Consider the following 18,248-nt stretch of genomic DNA (forward strand, 5'->3'; position numbering starts at 1 on the left):
TCGGATTGTAACGAAACCGTAATGAGGCTTTCATGATCCCTTCACATTCGGCGGATACAATACTTACATGACCCCCCTTTTCATTTATATAACGTTTGGGCCTGCGGCTGCTGCCGCAGGCTCCTTTTTTTGTTCTCTTCCCCCGATGATCGTTCTTCGCTTGCGTTCGTTAGTCTTTCACCGCTCGGCGGCTAGGCGCATATCCTGCATTAACCGTACATCAGCCTAGAAACCGCGAACGAGAAACTCGCCTTACGGGTCGGCTTTCTAGCGCAAGGAGGAATACGCCATGTCGAAAACACGGTCGCAGCCTAAGCGACCGATCGCCAAAGCTTCATCCGGCACTTCGAAGGTCAAACTGGCCGCTCATGCGCCGAAAGGCAAATCAGCCCAAGCCGCCGGAAAAAAAGCGTCCGGCCGCAAGGTTAAATTGCACCGGAGCGAGGCCGCCGAGCCTGCGCAGGCGCCGGCAAGGCAAGTCCCGTGGTGGGTATTCCCGGAGAACGAGCGGATGATGCCGGGCCCGGGCGGCACCCCTTCGGGCCCGGCGCAGCAGATCGGCCCGGGATTCGGGCCGGGATTCGGGCCTGGCCCCGGTCCGGGGCTGTTCCCGCCCGGACCAGGGCCTTTCCCGCCCGGACCGGGACCGTTTCCGCCCGGACCAGGGCCGTTTCCGCCCGGTCCCGGACCCTTCCCGCCCGGTCTCGGACCCTTCCCGCCGGGCCCGCCGCCGCGGCCGCCGTTTCCGTTTCCGCCCCAAGCGTTCATCTCCGTCCGCGTCGCCGGCGGTTTCGCTTTTCCGGGCGCGTCGACGGCGACTTACGTGCCTTTCTTCCCCGGCATCACGATCGGGCAGGCGCTGTGGTCGTCCGGCCTGGTGGTGTTCGGCCCCCGCGGCGGCATCATCGCCGTCTCCGGCATCCGCATCGGCGGCCGGGTCGGCCTGAGAATCCGCTATAACGGAAGGCTCATCCCCGAAACGCTGCTGAACTTCCCCGCCGAACCGAACAGTTCGATCGTGCTGGAGCTGTTTGTGTTCTGAGCGGACGCCAAAATGAAACAAGGAGCAGACGCGCCCCGCGCCTGCTCCTTCGTTTTCCCGCTTTTCCCGACCTCTTAACACAATTCCTTCAACTTGCCCCCTGTCCCGTTTTCCGCCGGATGGACGGCCCTTCCTCCTCGACCTGCTTCTCCACTCTCGAGCGGAACAGGAACGGAACCGCCACGGCGATGGCGAAAACGAACGCCGCAACCGCGATCTCCTTCCAATTGCCGTGCGTCAGGCTCGCCCCCAGGAAGCAGTAGGCGAACGTGCCGGGCAGCGAGCCGATCAGCGTCGCCATGAAATAGGCGCGCATCGGAACGCGGGCGACTCCCGCCGCATAGCTGACCAGATCGAACGGAACGAACGGGGCGAGCCGGAGCGCCAGCACGATCGGGAATCCCCGCCGCGCCATCGCCGACTCCAGCTTTCGCAGCCGGGGATCGGTCTCCGCGCCGCGGAACAGGCCCGCCCCGATTCGGCGCGCCAGCCAGAACGACAGGACCGCTCCGGGAATTTCCCCCACGACGGTCAAGAACATTCCTTTCCACGTGCCGAAGGCGAGTCCTCCCGCGAGCGACAGAACCGAAGACGGGAACAGCGTAAACGGCCGAATGACGTACAATCCGACGTAGACGGCGGGCGCGATCCATCCGAACGACAGAATCCAGCCCCGGATCGTCTCCGGCGTAACTTTTAAATAACGAAAATCGACCCAGAGCAGCAGGCAGACGGCGGCTGCCGCGCCGGCGATCTTCATGAGATTCGAACGACGCAAGAGAGAGCTCCTTCCGATAGAACGATGGCCGAGGCGAATCGACTCTATCATGCAGGATTCCCAAACTTCGCTCAAAGCAGGCAGGACCGGTTCGAATCATAGAAGACCGTCACCTTTTGAGCTCGATTTTGTACACCTGCGGCGTGCCGAACCGAGGAAGCTGTTCCTCCTCGCCCTGCTGCTTCAACAGGTCCGACAGCATTTCCCGCATCAGGATGCCTGGCTTATCGGAGAACATATGCGTCTCCATCCGCAGCTTCAGATCGAGAGGAACGTTCGGTTCCGTCGACTCGAGCACCTCCATGTCTTCGGCGACGACCGCCCGGTCGAAGGCGATCACCTTCTCGGCCGGCACGTCTTCCTCCGTATCGTTGCGGAAAACGAACTGCGTCAGCATGCAGCCGGCGTCGTCGATCGGCGTCGCGCACGTGACGATGGAATGGACCAGCCCCGTCGGGTACGTGATGTCGGTCTGGCGGATAAACGGCAGGAACCAGCGGGAATGCGTCTTGCGCACCGTCGCCGCCTCCTCCACGTCGATTACCTTGACGACCGAGTTCAGCTTGTTGGTGACGGATACTTCGGAATACATGTCGAAGCCGGTCTCGTTCTTCTCGATGCGCATGGCCGCCGGAACGGGGTCCTTGTTGTCGCCGAACGTGTTGTGGTGAACGAACGCGATATGGGCGTTGTCGAACGAATTCTCCATCAGCCGCAAAGCCGAGCAGCGAATCGGATGGTAGAACTCCTCGATCTGGCGGAACCCGGGCTCTCCGTACCGCTTGAATTCGGGAATGCCGGCCAGCGGTTCATCCAGGGCGACCCAGACGTGGCCGTAGCGCTCCTCGCAGCGATACGCTTTGATTTTGTACACTTTCGGCGGATCTTCCAGCTCCGACTGCGGGAAGTAGGTGCACTTGCCGTCGCGGTTGAACTGCCAGCCGTGATACGGACAAACGATGCAGCCGCTCTCGGTCCACCCTTTGGACAGCTTGGCGGTGCGATGGCAGCAGCGGTCGACCGCCGCCGACGGCTTGCCGTCGGCATCCAGCCACAGGACGACGGGCTCGCCGAACAAAGTAACGCTCTGCGGCCCTTCATCCAGCATCGACGCCGGCAGGACCGGGTAATAAAACTTGCGCAGCGCCGGTTGTTTCGTCTGAAGCATGTTCCCTCTCTCTCCTTTCGGTTGGGGGCCCGAGTCACGCCGTCCCGAAGCTGACGCCGAGACCCCGCAGCATTTTGCGGTAGGCGATGCTCAAGCGGTCCGGATTCAGATGAAGCTCGGCCTGCAGGTCGAGCGGCAGCTCTTCCGGCTTCTGGTTCTCTACGATGAGGCGATCCTGCTCGAACAAGATCCGCTGATAGTCGTAGAACTCCCCCCAATCCATCCCGAAGTTGGCCGCGAAAAGCATGAATACCTTCGTCGTTCGCTCGTCAATAGGACAGACGGCGGTGACGATGTACACGATGTCGCCCGTTTCCTTGTCCAGCTTGACGGCCGTCATCGCAAGCGGGCCGGGAATCTCGTACCGGTAATGGTTGACGAGCCCGCCCCGGGCGTCCGCGTTCGGCTGATAACAGGCGATATCGTCGGAGACGAGCACGCCGCTCCCTTCTTCGCGTACCCGATAATCGGGAATGAGAGGGCGGGACGAATCGCCCAAATAACCGTCGTGGGTAAAGGCGAAGTGGGCGACGTCCAGTACGTTCTCGATAAAACGCGGCGCCGCGCAGCGGACCGTCTCCGGGCCGAACAGAATGGATTGAAAGTTTTCCTCGTCCAGGTAGCGGAACGCCGGTTCGGGCGGCCGGTTGTTGCCGAGGTTGACCCAGATCAGCCCGTACTTCTCCAGACAGCCGTAGGCGGGTACGCGCGCCTTGAGCGGAATCGCCTGGTTGTCCGGCAGCTGCGGGATGTGCACGCACCGGCCGTCGCCGCCGTATTCCCAGCCGTGATAGGGACAAACGAGGCAATCGTTCTTGACCGCTCCGAGCGAGAGCGCGACGCCCCGGTGAACGCACAAATCCTTCAGCGCTTTGACGCCCGACGAGGCGCGGAACAGGGCGATGCGCTCCCCCAGCACTTCCGCCTTGAGCGGTTTGTCGGACAGCTCCTTCGTCTCGCAGACGGGGATCCAGCTTTGCGCCAGAACGTCGTCTTTCATTCCGTTCGACCTCCTTCGCTTTCCGTCTCGGCCGCCCGCCTGCATCGGCGCCCGACAACGAAGGCTGCCCGCGGCGGCAACCGGCGGACAGCCTCGCTTCCCTTCCCCTTACGATTTGGCTCCGGGAAGGAACTCGAGCGTGAACGCTTCCTGGATCGGATCGGCCTTCTTCAGCACGCCGGCGTCCAGCATCTGCTTCTGGAGTTCCGTCCACCGCGCCTCGCTCATCGTGCCGGTGCCGTTCGTAGCGGCGTCGCCGCCGAACGCGAACTCCATCTCCTTCTCGGCGCTGAACTTCATCATATCGAGCGTCATGTCCGGGTCCATCTTCTGAATCTCGGGGTTGATCTCGTCGGAATGATCCTTGTAATAGTCCCAGCCCTTGACCGTCGCTTCGACGAACGCCTTGACCCGGTCCGGATGCTCCTTGATCATCTTCTCGGTCGTAATGTATACGCCCGCATAGATGTTATAGCCGGAATCGGCGTTCAGCAGCGTGCCGAAGTCGACGCCCTGCTGCTGAAGCGTGTACGTCTCGGAAGTGACGTAGCCCTGCGTGACCGCATTCGGATCGTTGACGAAGTTGACGAGCGAGCCCGTGTACTTCATCTCCTGCACTTTGTCCAGCTTGTATTTGCTTTTCATATACTGCCAGAAGCTTGCCGTCGCGGCGACGTACACTTTGTGCCCGTTCAGATCGGAAAAGTCCTTGATTCCGGACTCCTTGTGATAGAACAGCGCCTGCGGGCTCTTCTGGAACGCGGTGGCGATCGCCACGATCGGAATGCCTTCCTGACGGGCGACGAGAACGTCGTCGGCATTGACCATGCCGAAGTCCGCTTTGCCGGCCGCGACGATCTGCGACGAGGAAACCGAAGGACCGCCGTTCTGAATGGTCAGGTCCAACCCGGCGTCCTTGTAGAACCCTTTGGCGACGGCGGCGAAGTTGCCGCCGTGCTCCGGTTCCGCGAACCAGTTCAGCACGAGCGTGGACTTCACGGTCTCCTTGGGCGTCTCGGACGCCGCGCCGGTACTGGCGCTGGCACTTGCGCTTGGGCCGGCGCCGCTGGCGGTCGCTGCCGGCGGACTCGAGCTCGCCCCGCCGGCGGACGCGGCCGGCGAGCTCGCGCTTTCCGAAGCCCCGTTCCCGTTCGAGCCGCAAGCTGCCGTTAAGGCTGTTAAAGCGACAATCAGCGTGTAGGCGATACCCCGTCTTGCAGAAACTGGTCTCATGGCTTCTGCTCCCCTCCGTAACAAGCTTCTTTGTTTGGATGGTGTTGCTAGGTACATCTTATGGGCATGTAATAGGAAGGTCAATATTAATGACATTCGAATTGTAACGAGGCACAATTGCAGGCGTTTCGTTTGTTCAACCGGCTGCAATCGAGGCACTCGACGACGATGTCGGAGATTTTTATGTCACGAAAAATGACATTAAAATTCGAAATTTTTTTACGCCGTTCCGACGACGACTCCCATCTCGTTCAGCCAACGCCGATACGCGACGGAGAAAATATCGACCCGGTGATTCAACTCCGCCTGAAGATCGAGGGGCAGCAGCTCCGGCTTCTGCGTCTCGATGACGCGGGCATCCTGATCGAACACGATGTCCTGGAAGCGAATGAAGTTCCCGTCGTCGACGTCGAATCCGTAATTGCGGGAGACGATCATGAATACCAGGCATTCGTCGTCCGCCACGGGCGTGGCCGTGATCAGAATCCACAGCGTCTGGCCGTTTCCGGGATCGGTCTTGGACAGCCGCCCGGACAGCGCGCGATAGACCTCCTTGCGGTAAACGTAGGTCGTCCCCTCCTTCTTGTCCGAGCCCGAGTGCGCCATCGGCTGGAAGATCGGAATGTTCTCGATATAAATGCGGTCTTTTTCCTTGATGACCTTGATTTCGGGCAACTCGGCATGGTCCGGGTGACCGAGCAGATCCTCGTGCACGAACATCAGATGGGCGAAGTCGGTAAAATTCTCGATCACGCGCGTGGCGGCCGCCTTGACCGGGTAGGGTCCGCACGGAAGCGGCCGGTACGCCGGATCGGCGAACTCTTCGAAGTGCGGAACGCCGCCGTTCGGCTTCCCTAGGCAAACCCAGACGAAGCCATACTTCTCCTCGCAGGCGTAAGACTCAGCCTTGGCTCTCGGCGGAATGCGTTCCCCGCGGGGCTGGGCCGGGATGCAGACGCAGCGGCCTTCGCCGTCGTACTGCCAGCCGTGATAGGGGCAGACGATCGCCCCGTCCTTGATCCGCCCCTTGGAGAGCATCGCCCCCCGATGGACGCACAGATCTCGAAGCGCATAAATGCCCCGCTCCGTCCGGAACAGAACCGCTCTCTCGCCGAGCAGCGTAACGCCGACCGGCTTCTCCTTCACTTCGGAAGACAAACAAACGGCATGCCAATCGTTCTCCAGCACGGGATCGCGCAAACGTTCCATCGGCTTCCTCTCACCCTTCCTCTCTTGAAATCCGGAATTAACTTTCCACAGCGAAAATCGGATAAGCCGGCGCCAGCTTCGCCCGCAGCGCGTTTACGCGCGCCTGGGCGCGGAGCAGAACTTCCCGCTCGTCCACCAGCGTGCATCGGCCCCCTTCCACGACAATGCGCCCGCCTACCATTACCAATTCGACGTCGTTCCCGTTGGCGTTGTAGACGAGGGCGGAGGAGACGCGGTGAACCGGACTGATGTGAGGCTTCAGCAGATCGACGACGACGACGTCCGCTTTTTTGCCCGGCTCCAGACTCCCCAGATCGCGCTCCCGTCCCATCGCCCGCGCCCCTCCCCTCGTGGCCATGCCGAGCACGTCCGCCGGGGGCAGCAGGGTCGAGTCGAGCGCATGCACCTTGTGCAGGCAGGCCGTGAATTTGAGCACCTCCAGATTGTCCTGGCAGTTGTTGCTTCCCGGGCCGTCGGTTCCTAGCGCCACGTTGATGCCGAGCCTGCGCATTTCCGGCACCCTCGCGACGCCGGACGCTAGGTACATGTTGGATACCGGACAATGGACGACCGACGCTCGCCGGTCCCGGATCGTCTCCAGCTCGCCGTCGTCGAGCCAGACGCCGTGCACCACCTGGGTCCGCTCGCCGAGCAGGCCGACCTCGTCCAGCAGCTCCAGATTCCGCAGCCCGAACCGTTCCAGCGTGTTGTCGATCTGACCGCGCGTCTCCGCGACATGAACGTGGGAGATCAAGCCGCGCTCCCTGCCGTAACGGGCCGCGCTCTCCAGGAACGGACGCGAGCAGCCGTACAGATTAAGCGGTCCGAGAGCGATGCTCACCCTCCCCGACGCCGCTCCCTCCCAGCGGTCCAGCAATTCGTCCGTTGCCGCGAACACTCGCTCCTCCGGCTCGCGCAGCCTCGGCTCGCCTGCCAGATCCGAGCCGCCTCGCGCCAGATGGCCGCGGATGCCGGAGTCGACGAACGCCCGGAGGACGCCGGCCGTATTTTCGGCGGATGTGTGGATGTAATGATGGTCCATCAAGTAGGTGGCGCCGGACTTCAAATTCTCGATGCAGCCGACGAGCGCCGCCAAGTAAAAATCGTCCGGCTCCATCGCCAGGCTGAGCGGCCAGACAATCTCGCGGAGCCAGTCGGCCAGCGGAAAATCGTCGGATACGCCGCGCATGTAGGTCTGGAACAGATGCGTATGGGCGTTGATCAGCCCGGGGACGATCGCCTTGCCTTCCGCGTCGTACGTGAAGGAACACGAAGCGCGAAGCCGGTCCAACCGATCGTCCGGCCGCCACTCCCCCACTTCCCGGATCGTGTCGTCCGTCACGTACACGTATCCGGGCTTCAGCACGCGCCCCGAGTCGTCCATCGTGAGCACGGCTCCGTTGTAAAACAGTTTGTCCGCCATCCCCGCGCCCTCCTTTTTCCAAGTCGCGTATCGCCCGGCTGAGCCTTCGCGGGCGGCCTTTGCGGCACCGCGTGCCGTTATCGCGACGACCGCTGCCTCGAATCAGACTCCGGCCCCGGCGCCGGACCGCTCGTAAACGTCGAGCGCCGCCTGTACGGCTTCGCCCGGCGGCAGCCGATAGCCGCAGCGCAGCAGCGTCGCCTCCAGGGCGCCGAGCGTATGCAGCACGTTCGTGCGCCTGCAGCTGAAGCCCATCGTCCCGATGCGCCAGATCTTCCCTTTCAGCGGGCCGAACGAGCCGGCGATTTCCACGCCGAAGCCGTGCAGCAGCATGGCGCGCACCCGCTCGCCGTCGATCCCGTCGGGGATGGTGACGCAGGCAACCACCGGCAGCTTGCTGGCCGGATCGCCGTACAGCTCGAGCCCCATCGCCGCCAGCCCGGCCGCCAGCGCCGAGCCGTGCAGCTCGTGGCGGGCGAAGCGCGCTTCCAGCCCTTCCGAGAGGGCGATCCGTACGCCTTCCCGAAGCGCGTACAGCATCGACGTCATCTCCGTATGATGGTTCAGGCGGGCCGGGCTCCAGTAATCCTGCAATTGGCTAAGGTCCAGATAGTTGCTTCGAATAACGGCGGCCGCTTGCCGTTCCCAAGCTTCGGGACCGCCTTCGGGGCCGCCCGCCGTCCGGAGCCCCCGCTCGATCCGCTTGCGGGCCAGCAGCTTGCGCTCGGCCCGGTCGTTATAAGTCAGAGGCGCCATGCCGGAAGGGATCGACAGGCACTTCTGCGTGCCGCCGACGACCGCATCGAGCTGCCACGCGTCGGTCTCGACCGGCACGCCGCCGATCGTGGCGACCGCGTCGACGACGAGCAGCGCGCCTACCTCGCGGCAAGCATCGCCAACGCCGTCCAGCGGCTGCATTCGGCCCGTTGACGTCTCCCCGTGGACGACGGCGACCAGATCGGGCCGCTCCCTTCGGACCGCCTCCGCCAGTTCCTCCGGCGAAAAGACGCCTCCCCACTCCCGCTCGATCGCGATCACCGTCGCGCCGCAGCGCTCCGTGATCTCGTAGAGCAGATGGCCGAAGCGGCCGAAGATCGGAACGAGGACGCGGTCTCCGGGCTCGATCAGACTGACGAGCGCCGCCTCGATGCCGGATCGCGAAGTGCCGTCCACCGGGTAAGCCCGGCGATTCTCCGTCCGGAACAGATGGCGGAGCAGCTCCGACGTCTCGTTCATCAAAACGGTGAACTCCGGGTCGAACTGGCCGAGAATCGGGTAGGACAGCGCCCGCAGCACGCGAGGATCGACCTCGACCGGTCCGGGGGTCATGATGATCCTCGGAGAGGGAGACAGCTCCGAATAGGAAGACGGATCGAACAAGGCGCTCACAAGGGCCACTCCTCTCGGTAAGCCAATTCATAGAGACAGGCGCCGAGCGCCGCCGCCCCTTCGGCCAGATGCTCGGGAGCGGTATATTCCTCCGGCGAGTGGCTGACGCCGTTCCTGCTCGGAACGAACAGCATCGCGGACGGACAGAGCGGCGCGAACAGCTGGGCGTCATGCCCGGCCCCGCTCGCCATTCTCCGCGTCGGCAGATTCATGCCGCGGCATACGTTCTCGAGCAGTCCGGTCAGCCCCGCATGCATGGGAGCCGGCTCGGTGTCCAGCCAAGAGCGAACCTCCAAAGCAAGGCCCCGCCTTGCCGCAATCTCCGCGAACCGCGCCAGCGTCTCCTCGCAGAACCGGTTCAGCTCCGCGCTCCGATCATGCCGGACGTCCAGCGTGAACCTTGCCTCGCCCGGGATGACGTTCGGCGTGTTGGGCTTCGTCTTCAGCCGGCCCACGGTCGCGACCAGCGGTTCTCCCGCCGCGAGCGCCGACGCCTCCAGGGCGGCGATCATCTCGGCTACGCCTGCGAGCGCGTCCGCCCGCATTCCCATCGGCGTCGTGCCGGCATGGCCGCTCGCGCCCGTCACCGTCAGCGCCAACCGCTTCTGGCCGACGATCGTCTCGACGAGCCCGATCCTCCGGCCCGTACGCTCCAGGACGACTCCCTGCTCAATGTGCAGCTCCACGTAAGCTCCCAGATCGGACCGTCGGCAATCCGGCTGCTCCGGCCGGCCGAAGCCGGCCGAAGCCATCGCCTTCGCCAGCGGAACGCCGGCGGGATCGGCCACGCCTCCATCCTCCTCCAGCCGATAAACGCCGGCGATGTTGCCCGATCCCCAATAGGCAAGCGGAAAACGGCTTCCTTCTTCCTCGCAGAGCGAGACGACCTCCAGCGTCCGAAGCGGCGTCCCATAAGCCCGCTTCAGGCCTTCCAGCGCCAGCAATCCCGCCGCGATGCCGTAAGCTCCGTCGTAGCGTCCGCCGCAGCGGACGGTATCGATGTGCGATCCCGTCAGCACGGCCGGCGCGCCGGGAAGCGACCCTTCCAGGCGACCGTACAGGTTGCCGGCCCGATCGAAGCGCGTCTCCAGACCGGCGGCACGCATTCTTCCGGCGAGAAATGTCTGGGCTTCCAGCCAGGATGGCGTATAAAGCAGGCGCGTAACCCCTCCGGCCGCGTCCGCGCCGAAGGAGGCAAGACGATCCAACAACGGAAGCAGCTCGGCGAACGTTTCTTTGCTCAGGCCATCCATGTAACGCCCCCCTTTCGCAATGGAAGTGCAGCAATCGAATGGATTTGACGCCCAACTCTCCCCGCTTGCGGAGAACCGCTCGCATCGGCAGCCTTTCAGAAGGTTTCCGCCGCCCGAACCGGCCCGAGCCTCACGCCGGCTCCCGGCGCCACGATGCCTTCCCGCTCCCGGTACACCTCGATTCCCCGGCAAAGCGTGGCGACCACCTTGCACGACAACCGTTTCCCGATATAGGGGCTGTGAGGGTGGCGGTGCAGCAGCTCCTCCTTCGCCAGCTCGCGCGGTCGGTTCGGGTCGACGATCGCCAGGTCGGCGTCGAAGCCGACGGCGATCTCGCCTTTGCGCGGGTAAAAGCCGAACCGGCGCGCCGGCCGGGCCGACAACAGCTCCGACAGAGCCGGAAGCGGAAGGCCGCGCTTGATCCACCCTTCCTCCAGCATCAGCTCCAGCGTGTTCTGGGCGCCGGCGATGCCGCCCCAGGCGTCGAAAAACGTCAAGCCCGGCGCCATCTTCATCGATTCCGGGCACGGAGAATGGTCGGAGGCGATCCAATCGATGTCGCCCGCCAACAGGCCGGCCCACAGCCCCTCGCGCCGAGCCGCGTCCCGCAAGGGCGGGGCGCACTTGGCGACCGGGCCGAGCCGAACCATATCCTCCTCCGTCAGCGTCAAGTAGTGCGGGCACGTCTCCAGGCTGACGTCCATTCCGCGCCCCCGGGCAGCCGCAACCAGCCGAACCGCCTCCGGGGAACTGATATGGACGAAGTGAAGCCGGCACCCCGTCTCCTCGGCCATCGCCAGCGCGTCCGCGACCGCTTCCAGCTCGGCCGCGACCGGCCGCGAAAGGGCGAAATCGCGCGCGCCCGTACGCCCTTCGGATCGCGCGAGCGCCGCCAGCCGCGCCGTCATCGCGTCGCTCTCCGCGTGCAGGGCGAGCAGGCCGCCGAACGCGGCGATGCGCTCCATCCCCGCGCGCAAGGTCCCCGGATCCGCCTCGCGGAACCGCCCTTCGCCCTCTCCGCCCGGATTGGACATGAACGCCTTGAAGCCGACAACTCCGGCGTCCGCCAGCTCCCGCAGCCGATCCAGGTTCCCCGGCACGAGCCCGCCCCAGAAGGCGTAATCCACCGCCGAATGGCCGGCGGCGAGCCGCTCCTTCTCCCGCAGCGCTTTCCCGTCCACCGTGGGCGGATTGCCGTTCAGCGGCATGTCGGCGTAAGCCGTGCAGCCTCCCGCGGCAAGCGCTGCCGAGCCCGTCCGGAATCCTTCCCAATGGCCGAAGTTCGGTTCGTTGAAATGGACGTGCGCGTCAATGACGCCGGGCATGACCAGGCACCCTTCGGCGTCGATCGCCCGGGCGGCCTCGACGGCGCCGATGTCCCCGGCGACGGCCGCGATTTTCCCGTTCCGGACGCCGACGTCCGCCCGGACAACTTCCCCCGGCAGGACGACCGTACCGTTCCGGACGACGAGATCGAAGCTTTCGCTCATGCCCATGCCGCTCAGCTCCCTCGATAAGTGCTGTAGCCCCCGGGCGCGACCAGAAGCGGAATATGATAATGCGACTTCGGATCGGCCACGCGGAAGCGAACAGGCACCTTTTCAAAAATAGCTTCCGAATCCCCGAAATAAGCGCCGACGTCGAAAACGAGCTCGTAAAGCCCGCGCTCCAGCGCCCCGTCCCGGGCGAGCGGCCGTTCCGGCCGGCCGTCCGCGTTCGTCTCCGCCTCCGCCACAAGCTCCCGCCGCCCGTCCCCGTCGTCGCCCGCAAGCCGCCACAACCGGACCTTGATCCCTGCGGCCGGGACGCCCCCGGACAGGTCCAGCACGTGCGTCGTCAGACTCCCCTTCATGACGGATTCTCCGGCGCCGCCGTCAGATCGTCCCGCGTCATCGAGAATCCCTGGAAGCCATATGGAGGGCGCGGCTCCGTGAAAACGCCCGGAGACTGTCCGTTCGCCGGTTCCACGACCGTCTCCCAAGTCCGGTTATTCGACTCGAAGCGGACCTCCGCCAGCTGCGGGAAACGAGTCAGGATCCGCTGCCCGATCAGCCAGATCAAATACTGGATCGAGGGCGTCGCGAACTCGTAGAACACGTTGTGGGCGATATCGCGAATCTGCTCCGCCGCCACGTACCGGCCCGACTCCGGCTTCAGCGCGTCGCCGATCTCTTCGTACTTCCATAAGATATCGAGAAAAATAAAGAGCGGACGATCCCGCGCTTCGGGAAGCGTCGTATATTCGTCGCGAATGAAACCGTAGAAGGAACTGCCGCTTACCTTGATCAGCTGCAGATCCGAAAGCTTGCACCAATGAGAGACGATTCTCGGGCCCGACTCGCCCCGCTCGATCTCCAGGCCGGCGGCGGCGCGCTCGTTATGCGAGCGGCGGAAGACGAGGCTGCTGTCGTAAAACCCTCCCGGACCGGGCACGACCGCCGGTTGGAACGGAATCCGCTCGGCCTCGATCCCGATCGCGGAGATATGCGGGTACGTCTCCAGAAAGCGGCCGCTTAAGAATGCGAGCAGCTCCTCCGTGGCGCTCCCCTCGAACGATCCGGCCTGGCGCAGAATGAAATTTTTCATCGAATCGGTGGCCACGACGTTTCCGTTGTCCCCTTCCGTGAAGGAAGTCAGCAGCGACTCGCCGCTCACGGCGAATTTCACGTTATGGGCAAAGATGATATTCCGGTCGCCCGCGAACGGCGATTCGGGAATGGCCGTCGTTTCCAGCGGCTTGGCGTAGGTTCGGTAGACAAGCACGTCTCCCTTGCCGTAATAAAGCGTGCGGCCCGTTGTCAGCTTCAGCATGGCGGTGCGCCCCTTTCTCTCCGTCTAGGAATGGTCGATGACGATGCGATTCAGGCGGATCTCGGCGATCCGAAGCACTTCCGCCAGCGCGCGCAGCCGTTCCGCCGCCTCATCGTTCGCGATTCTGCGCTCCATCTCCTCCGCGATCCGCTCCTTGGTCTTGCCGGCGACCGCCAGGATAAAAGGAAACCCGAATTTCGCTTTGTAGGAGCGGTTCATTTCTTCGAAAAACCGGAATTCCTCCGGGGACAGCCGGTCGAGCCCGGCTCCCCGCTGCTCTCCCGCCGAGTATTCGGTCACCTTCAGCCGGGTTGCCAGATCGGGATGGGCGCGGAAAAGGGCGAGCTTCTCCTCGTCCGAGGCGTTCTCGGCCTGCCGCTTCATGGCCGCGTACAGATCGTCCCGCGAACGGAACGGCGCCTCGTCCCACGCCTTCTCCGCCACCCAGGGCGAATGCTCGAACACCGCCCCGAGCGTCTCCGCGAAGCTTGCCCGGTCCATCGCGTTGATCTCTCCGATCGTCGCGCTCATGACCAGTACCCCTCGTGCACGGCGACCGTCTCCCGCTCCAGCTCCGGGAACGGCCCGATCACCCGGATGGGCCTTCTCCCCCGAGCGAACACTTCCCGGCACGGCAGATCGAGCGTCGGGTTCCGCGGATGATCGCCCGTCAGCTCGGCCAGCCTTTTCTCGGAGATGCCGTACACGACCTTGCCGACGTTGCCCCAATAGATCGCCCCCGCGCACATCGCGCACGGTTCGGCCGTCGTGTACAGGGCGCAGGTCCGGAGCTTCTCCCTGGAAAAACGCTTCGACGCTTCTTCCATCAGCCTCGTCTCGGCGTGACCCGTGCAGATCGATTCGGTCAATTCGACATTCCCCTGCTCCCAAAGAATCGTCCCGTCCTCGTCGGCCAGCAAGCAGCCGAAGGGGGTATTTCCCGCGTCTCTCGCCGCCCGCGAAATCTCGATGCAGCGCCTGAGCAGGCGATGGTGCCGCTCCGTCTCGCTCATGATCCTCCCCTCCCTTTCTCGATGGCCCGCAGCACCGAACGGAGGATGCCCCCGTACCCGGTGCAGCGGCATAAGTTACCCGACAGCGCCTCTTCCGCCTCTTCCGGCGAAGGATCGGGAATCGCGTCCAGCAGCGCCTTGACCGAGACGATCATGCCCGGCGTGCAGTAGCCGCATTGATAGCCGCCTTCTTCGAGAAAAGCGCGCTGGACCGGATGCAGCTCCTCTTCGCCCGCGATCCCTTCGATCGTCACGACGTCTCGCCCCGCGCATTGATAAGCCATCGTCAGGCAGGCGTTGACCGGAGCACCGTCGAGGAGCACCATGCAAGCGCCGCAGCGCCCGATCTCGCAGGAACGCTTCGTGCCGGTCAAGCCGAGATCCTCCCGGACGATGTCCAGCAGCCGCTTCGCTTGCGGCACCCGCAGCCGAACCGGCCGGCCGTTGACCGTGCTCTCCCAGAGCGGCTCGGCTTCCGGCGCTCCGAGGTCCGTGTCGTCATTCATCGCCGATCACCGCCGCTTTCTCGAAGGGCCGAGCTTCCTGAAGCAGCGCCGGATCGATCGGCAGGCGGTCGATCCAGGCTCCCGCGGCGTGCCGGACCGCCGAGGCGATCGCGGCCGCGAGCCCGACCGAGCCGATCTCGCCGACGCCTCTCGGCCCGTGTTCGTCGCCCTCCGGCAGATCCTCGATGGCCGCCACCTCCACCGGACCGCCCGCGTCGGCGATCGTCGGAATCAAATACGTATCGAAGTTGTTCGTCACGTACTGCCCCCGCCTCATCGCCGCCTCTTCCAGCAAGGCGTAGCCGAGCGCCATCGCGCTTCCGCCCTCGATCTGGCCCAGGTAGCCCTGGGGATTCATCACCGGACCGGCGGCGACGGCGTGGAACTGCTCCAACACGCGCACCCGCCCGGTCAGCCCGTCGATCTCCACCTTGGCCGCCACGGCCGCGTAGGAGTACAAGAAGTGGGCGCCGACGATGTCCGTATCGGCGGCCGGGTAGCGAGTGGCCGCCTCGCAGACGATCGGCTCTTTCTGCCGGCCGGCCAACGCCTCGTAGGCGACGATTCGCTCGCCGGTCTCCAGGTCCCGGATGCCGCCCTCCCCCAGGCCGAGCAGCCGGGAGGGACGACCGCAAGCTTTCGCCGCGGCTTCAAGCAGCTTCTCCGTGAACGGCCGCTCCAGCAGGCCCAGCGCTCTCCACATCATGCTCGTGGCGCGCGACGCCGTGCTGGAGCCGCTGTCCGGCACGGCGTCGCTGTCGCCGATGACGATGCGGATATCGTCGGCCGCGAAGCCGAACCGCTCGATCATCATCTGCTCCAGCGTCGCGATCAGCCCCTGGCCGCATTCCTCGAAGCCGAATGCGGCCTCGATTTTCCCGTCTTGGCGAAGCGCCAGCCGGCCTCCGGAAGGATCGGGGATGCCGAACCCGAGCCCCGCGCCGTGCATCACCATCGCCGCCCCGATGCCGATCTTCCGCCATGGAGGGTCGGCTTCGCCGCCCGCCGAGACGGGCGCAGCGGAATCGGCTGCAATGCGGCGCCGCAGGGCCGTGCCGGCGTCCCGGGCGTCGGCCGCGGCGGAGCTTGAGGCGAGCGGGACTTCGGCTTGAGGCGTCCTGACGGCCGAGCGTTCCCGCCACAGCCGGCTGCCGGCAAGCGCCGCCCACGCTTTCGCCGCGCCGTCCGTCCTCGCGATCGGCTGGCCGAACGGTCCCGGTTCGTCCGCCGTCTTCAAGTTCAATCGGCGGAATTCCCATGGATCCATGCCGAGCGCGTCGGCCAGCCGATCCATTTGCCCTTCCAGGGCGAACACGGCCTGGTTGCCGCCGAAGCCGCGGAATTCGCCGGACATTCCGTTGTTGGTGAATACCGATACGCTCTCCGCGTCGACGCAGCCGAACCGGTACGCGCTGACGGCGTGCTCCGTCGCGAAGTTGAGCACCTCGGCCCCGAGCGAGGCGTACGGTCCGGTATCGGCGACAATGCTTACCCGGTGCGCGAGAATGCGCCCGTTCGCGTCCGTCCCGGTCTTCATGCGGATGATCATCGGGTGCCGCTTGAGCCCCGCCCGGACCGATTCCCGGCGCGAGTTGTGAATGCGGACCGGGCGGCCGGAAGCCAGCGCCAGGAGCGCTCCGTACGGCTGCACGTTGAGCTCGTCCTTGCCCCCGAACGAGCCGCCGATCGGGCTCGACACGACGCGGATCCGCTCCTCCGGCATCGCGAGGATGCGGGAGAGCTGCAGCCGGTCCATCCGGCCGTGCTGCGTCGGCGCGTAAACGGTCAATCCGCCTTCCGGTCCGGGCACGAACAGCCCGCCCTCCGTCTCCATGTAGGCGTGCATCTGCCGAGGCGTCCGGTATGTCTCTTCCACGATGTGCGCGCAGGAGGCGAAAACCGGGCCGGCGTCGCCCGTCCGATACGTCTTCGCATGCAGCACATTGCCCTCGGGGTGAAGCGGCGGGGCCTCGGGACGGAGCGCTTGCTCCGGATCGTCCAGCAGCGGCAGCGGCTCGTATTCGACTTCGATCAGCTCGAGCGCGCGCCGGGCGCTCTCGAGGGAGTCCGCCGCCACCGCCGCGACGGCGTCTCCGACGTAGCGCACCCGATCCTCGCAGAACACCGGCTGGTCCTGTCTCGCGATGCCGAACCGGTTCAGCCCCGGCACGTCTCTGCCGGTCAGCACCGCCGCCACCCCGGGCAAACGCCGGGCCGCGTCCGTCCGGACCGCCGCGATGCGCGCATGCGGGTGAGGGCTGCGCAGGACCAGGCCGTGCAGCATGCCCGGCGCGGTCAGGTCCGTCAGATAAGCGAGACTTCCCGTCACTTTATCCGGTCCGTCCGGCCTCATCCGCCATCGGGCGCCGCTGTTCTCGCGATTGAGCCGCATCGCCGGCCCTCCTTTCGCCTTCCTGATTCCGAATGGCCTTCCATAGATGCGAAGCGGCCACATTCGCCGCGACCCGCTTCCGGTAATCCGCGGACTCGAACGGATCCGGAGCCGGGGCGTACTGCTCCAGGAGGAGCCGATGCAGCGTCAGCACGGCGTTGTCGTCGGCCGCGGCGCCTTCGAGCCTCTCCTCGAGCAGCGGGAAGCGCTTCGGGATCGTCCGGCCGCCTCCCGCCGCCAGCCGAATATCCCGCAACCGGCCTCCTCCGTCGATTCGCCCTCGTATCGCCATCGTGACCGAGGAAGGAACAAACGTTTCGCGCCTGCCGATTTTCTCGTAAAATCCGAATGTCCGTCCGTTGCCGCCATCGCCGCCGTCCGGTTCCGCCGCTTCCAACGGCAAACGGATCCTGAGCAGCAGCCGGTTCGCGTCTTCCGGCCCGCCTCTCGTTCGCTCCAGCCACTCCGCCGCAGCTTGCGTCCGAACCTCCTCGCCTTGTTGCCATTCCAGCCGGGCTTCGTAAGCGAGAAGGGCCGGAAGCGAATCCCCGACTTCCGACAGAACGTTGCCGCCGATCGTCGCCAGGTTGCGGACCGGCGGGGCGGCGATCGCGCGCGCCGCCTCCGCCAGCAGCGGGAAGCGATTCTGCACGCCAGGTTCTCGCCGGCAGGCGGTCAGCGTCGTCAAAGCGCCGATCGCCAGCGCTCCGCCTTCTTCCTCGAGACCGCGCAGCTCCTTCACGGCCGTCAGGTCGATCAGGCCGGCGGGCACTTGCCGATCGCCCGCTTCCCATTGCGTGCGCAGCAGCGTTCCCCCGGAGACGTAGACAGCGTCTTCGCCGAACCTTCGTTTGAGGCGGCAGGCTTCTTCCGCGTTTTGCGGATGCCATACCGCCGGGATTGGCGCCGGCATTCCGATATTTCCAGCCACGCGCATCAGCCCCTTTTTCTTGCGATTGTTATTCTCACTATAGAATGGCGTCACTGTCCAGTAAACAAATCTAACGTCTGTTTGTGCAACCTTCCAGCAA

General features: G+C 64.9%; 17 protein-coding genes. 1 reads left to right on the forward strand and 16 read right to left on the reverse strand.

Features of this window, described 5'->3' with window-relative positions; all coding sequences use genetic code 11:
- Positions 1–289: 289 nt before the first annotated feature.
- Positions 290–1,042 (forward strand): hypothetical protein, encoded by a 753-nt coding sequence (locus tag H7C18_RS13915; protein ID WP_185129678.1) that lies wholly within the window; start codon positions 290–292, stop codon positions 1,040–1,042.
- Positions 1,043–1,130: 88 nt separating this feature from the next.
- Here H7C18_RS13915 and H7C18_RS13920 read toward each other — a convergent pair whose 3' ends face one another.
- From H7C18_RS13920 to H7C18_RS13990, 16 genes are all read right to left on the reverse strand, one after another.
- Positions 1,131–1,820, reverse strand: a complete 690-nt coding sequence (locus H7C18_RS13920) for a TVP38/TMEM64 family protein (protein ID WP_185129679.1) — start codon at positions 1,818–1,820, stop codon at positions 1,131–1,133.
- A 109-nt stretch (positions 1,821–1,929) separates the two neighbouring features.
- The gene (locus H7C18_RS13925; protein ID WP_185129680.1) at positions 1,930–2,988 is read right to left on the reverse strand and encodes an aromatic ring-hydroxylating dioxygenase subunit alpha; all 1,059 of its coding nucleotides are present in this window, start codon (positions 2,986–2,988) and stop codon (positions 1,930–1,932) included.
- 34 nt (positions 2,989–3,022) lie between these two features.
- Positions 3,023–3,988 carry an aromatic ring-hydroxylating dioxygenase subunit alpha gene (locus H7C18_RS13930; protein WP_185129681.1) on the reverse strand — a complete coding sequence of 322 codons (966 nt, stop codon included), beginning with the start codon at positions 3,986–3,988 and terminating at the stop codon, positions 3,023–3,025.
- A 108-nt stretch (positions 3,989–4,096) separates the two neighbouring features.
- The gene (locus H7C18_RS13935; RefSeq protein ID WP_185129682.1) at positions 4,097–5,221 is read right to left on the reverse strand and encodes an ABC transporter substrate-binding protein; all 1,125 of its coding nucleotides are present in this window, start codon (positions 5,219–5,221) and stop codon (positions 4,097–4,099) included.
- Between the two features lie 219 nt (positions 5,222–5,440).
- Positions 5,441–6,430, reverse strand: coding sequence for an aromatic ring-hydroxylating dioxygenase subunit alpha (locus tag H7C18_RS13940; RefSeq protein WP_185129683.1), 990 nt, complete (start codon positions 6,428–6,430; stop codon positions 5,441–5,443).
- 37 nt (positions 6,431–6,467) lie between these two features.
- Entirely contained in the window at positions 6,468–7,853 is a 1,386-nt protein-coding gene (locus tag H7C18_RS13945; RefSeq protein WP_185129684.1) for an amidohydrolase family protein, read from the reverse strand.
- 102 nt (positions 7,854–7,955) lie between these two features.
- Positions 7,956–9,182: a pyridoxal-phosphate-dependent aminotransferase family protein gene (locus tag H7C18_RS13950; protein WP_185129718.1), complete on the reverse strand. Its 1,227-nt coding sequence runs from the start codon at positions 9,180–9,182 to the stop codon at positions 7,956–7,958.
- Between the two features lie 56 nt (positions 9,183–9,238).
- Positions 9,239–10,495 (reverse strand): Zn-dependent hydrolase, encoded by a 1,257-nt coding sequence (locus H7C18_RS13955; RefSeq protein ID WP_185129685.1) that lies wholly within the window; start codon positions 10,493–10,495, stop codon positions 9,239–9,241.
- Between the two features lie 95 nt (positions 10,496–10,590).
- Complete coding sequence (locus H7C18_RS13960; RefSeq protein WP_238357679.1) at positions 10,591–11,991, reverse strand: allantoinase; 1,401 nt, start codon at positions 11,989–11,991, stop codon at positions 10,591–10,593.
- Positions 11,992–11,996: 5 nt separating this feature from the next.
- Positions 11,997–12,347, reverse strand: coding sequence for a hydroxyisourate hydrolase (uraH, locus tag H7C18_RS13965; RefSeq protein WP_185129686.1), 351 nt, complete (start codon positions 12,345–12,347; stop codon positions 11,997–11,999).
- Positions 12,344–13,306, reverse strand: coding sequence for a factor-independent urate hydroxylase (pucL, locus tag H7C18_RS35095; protein WP_238357680.1), 963 nt, complete (start codon positions 13,304–13,306; stop codon positions 12,344–12,346). The genes uraH and pucL overlap by 4 nt, the downstream gene beginning before the upstream one ends.
- Positions 13,307–13,330: 24 nt before the next feature.
- Complete coding sequence (gene uraD / locus H7C18_RS35100) at positions 13,331–13,837, reverse strand: 2-oxo-4-hydroxy-4-carboxy-5-ureidoimidazoline decarboxylase (protein ID WP_238357681.1); 507 nt, start codon at positions 13,835–13,837, stop codon at positions 13,331–13,333.
- Positions 13,834–14,319 (reverse strand): nucleoside deaminase, encoded by a 486-nt coding sequence (locus H7C18_RS13975; protein ID WP_185129687.1) that lies wholly within the window; start codon positions 14,317–14,319, stop codon positions 13,834–13,836. The genes uraD and H7C18_RS13975 overlap by 4 nt, the downstream gene beginning before the upstream one ends.
- Positions 14,316–14,825 (reverse strand): (2Fe-2S)-binding protein, encoded by a 510-nt coding sequence (locus H7C18_RS13980; protein ID WP_185129688.1) that lies wholly within the window; start codon positions 14,823–14,825, stop codon positions 14,316–14,318. The genes H7C18_RS13975 and H7C18_RS13980 overlap by 4 nt, the downstream gene beginning before the upstream one ends.
- Positions 14,818–17,217, reverse strand: coding sequence for a xanthine dehydrogenase subunit D (pucD, locus tag H7C18_RS13985; RefSeq protein WP_185129689.1), 2,400 nt, complete (start codon positions 17,215–17,217; stop codon positions 14,818–14,820). The genes H7C18_RS13980 and pucD overlap by 8 nt, the downstream gene beginning before the upstream one ends.
- Entirely contained in the window at positions 17,156–18,130 is a 975-nt protein-coding gene (locus tag H7C18_RS13990; RefSeq protein ID WP_185129690.1) for an FAD binding domain-containing protein, read from the reverse strand. The genes pucD and H7C18_RS13990 overlap by 62 nt, the downstream gene beginning before the upstream one ends.
- Positions 18,131–18,248: the final 118 nt, after the last annotated feature.

Source organism: Cohnella zeiphila (assembly GCF_014212055.1).
GTDB classification, from domain to species: Bacteria; Bacillota; Bacilli; order Paenibacillales; family Paenibacillaceae; genus Cohnella; species Cohnella zeiphila.

What these genes read in the sequence shown, in the direction of transcription:
- H7C18_RS13925 (WP_185129680.1), bottom strand. Translation starts at nt 2,988, where the DNA reads ATGCTTCAGACGAAACAACCGGCGCTGCGCAAGTTTTATTACCCGGTC.
- H7C18_RS13930 (WP_185129681.1), bottom strand. Translation starts at nt 3,988, where the DNA reads ATGAAAGACGACGTTCTGGCGCAAAGCTGGATCCCCGTCTGCGAGACG.
- H7C18_RS13980 (WP_185129688.1), bottom strand. Translation starts at nt 14,825, where the DNA reads ATGAATGACGACACGGACCTCGGAGCGCCGGAAGCCGAGCCGCTCTGG.
- H7C18_RS13940 (WP_185129683.1), bottom strand. Translation starts at nt 6,430, where the DNA reads ATGGAACGTTTGCGCGATCCCGTGCTGGAGAACGATTGGCATGCCGTT.
- H7C18_RS13915 (WP_185129678.1), top strand. Translation starts at nt 290, where the DNA reads ATGTCGAAAACACGGTCGCAGCCTAAGCGACCGATCGCCAAAGCTTCA.
- H7C18_RS13935 (WP_185129682.1), bottom strand. Translation starts at nt 5,221, where the DNA reads ATGAGACCAGTTTCTGCAAGACGGGGTATCGCCTACACGCTGATTGTC.
- uraD (WP_238357681.1), bottom strand. Translation starts at nt 13,837, where the DNA reads ATGAGCGCGACGATCGGAGAGATCAACGCGATGGACCGGGCAAGCTTC.
- pucL (WP_238357680.1), bottom strand. Translation starts at nt 13,306, where the DNA reads ATGCTGAAGCTGACAACGGGCCGCACGCTTTATTACGGCAAGGGAGAC.
- H7C18_RS13960 (WP_238357679.1), bottom strand. Translation starts at nt 11,991, where the DNA reads ATGGGCATGAGCGAAAGCTTCGATCTCGTCGTCCGGAACGGTACGGTC.
- uraH (WP_185129686.1), bottom strand. Translation starts at nt 12,347, where the DNA reads ATGAAGGGGAGTCTGACGACGCACGTGCTGGACCTGTCCGGGGGCGTC.
- H7C18_RS13945 (WP_185129684.1), bottom strand. Translation starts at nt 7,853, where the DNA reads ATGGCGGACAAACTGTTTTACAACGGAGCCGTGCTCACGATGGACGAC.
- H7C18_RS13950 (WP_185129718.1), bottom strand. Translation starts at nt 9,182, where the DNA reads ATGACCCCCGGACCGGTCGAGGTCGATCCTCGCGTGCTGCGGGCGCTG.
- H7C18_RS13975 (WP_185129687.1), bottom strand. Translation starts at nt 14,319, where the DNA reads ATGAGCGAGACGGAGCGGCACCATCGCCTGCTCAGGCGCTGCATCGAG.
- H7C18_RS13990 (WP_185129690.1), bottom strand. Translation starts at nt 18,130, where the DNA reads ATGCCGGCGCCAATCCCGGCGGTATGGCATCCGCAAAACGCGGAAGAA.
- pucD (WP_185129689.1), bottom strand. Translation starts at nt 17,217, where the DNA reads ATGCGGCTCAATCGCGAGAACAGCGGCGCCCGATGGCGGATGAGGCCG.
- H7C18_RS13955 (WP_185129685.1), bottom strand. Translation starts at nt 10,495, where the DNA reads ATGGATGGCCTGAGCAAAGAAACGTTCGCCGAGCTGCTTCCGTTGTTG.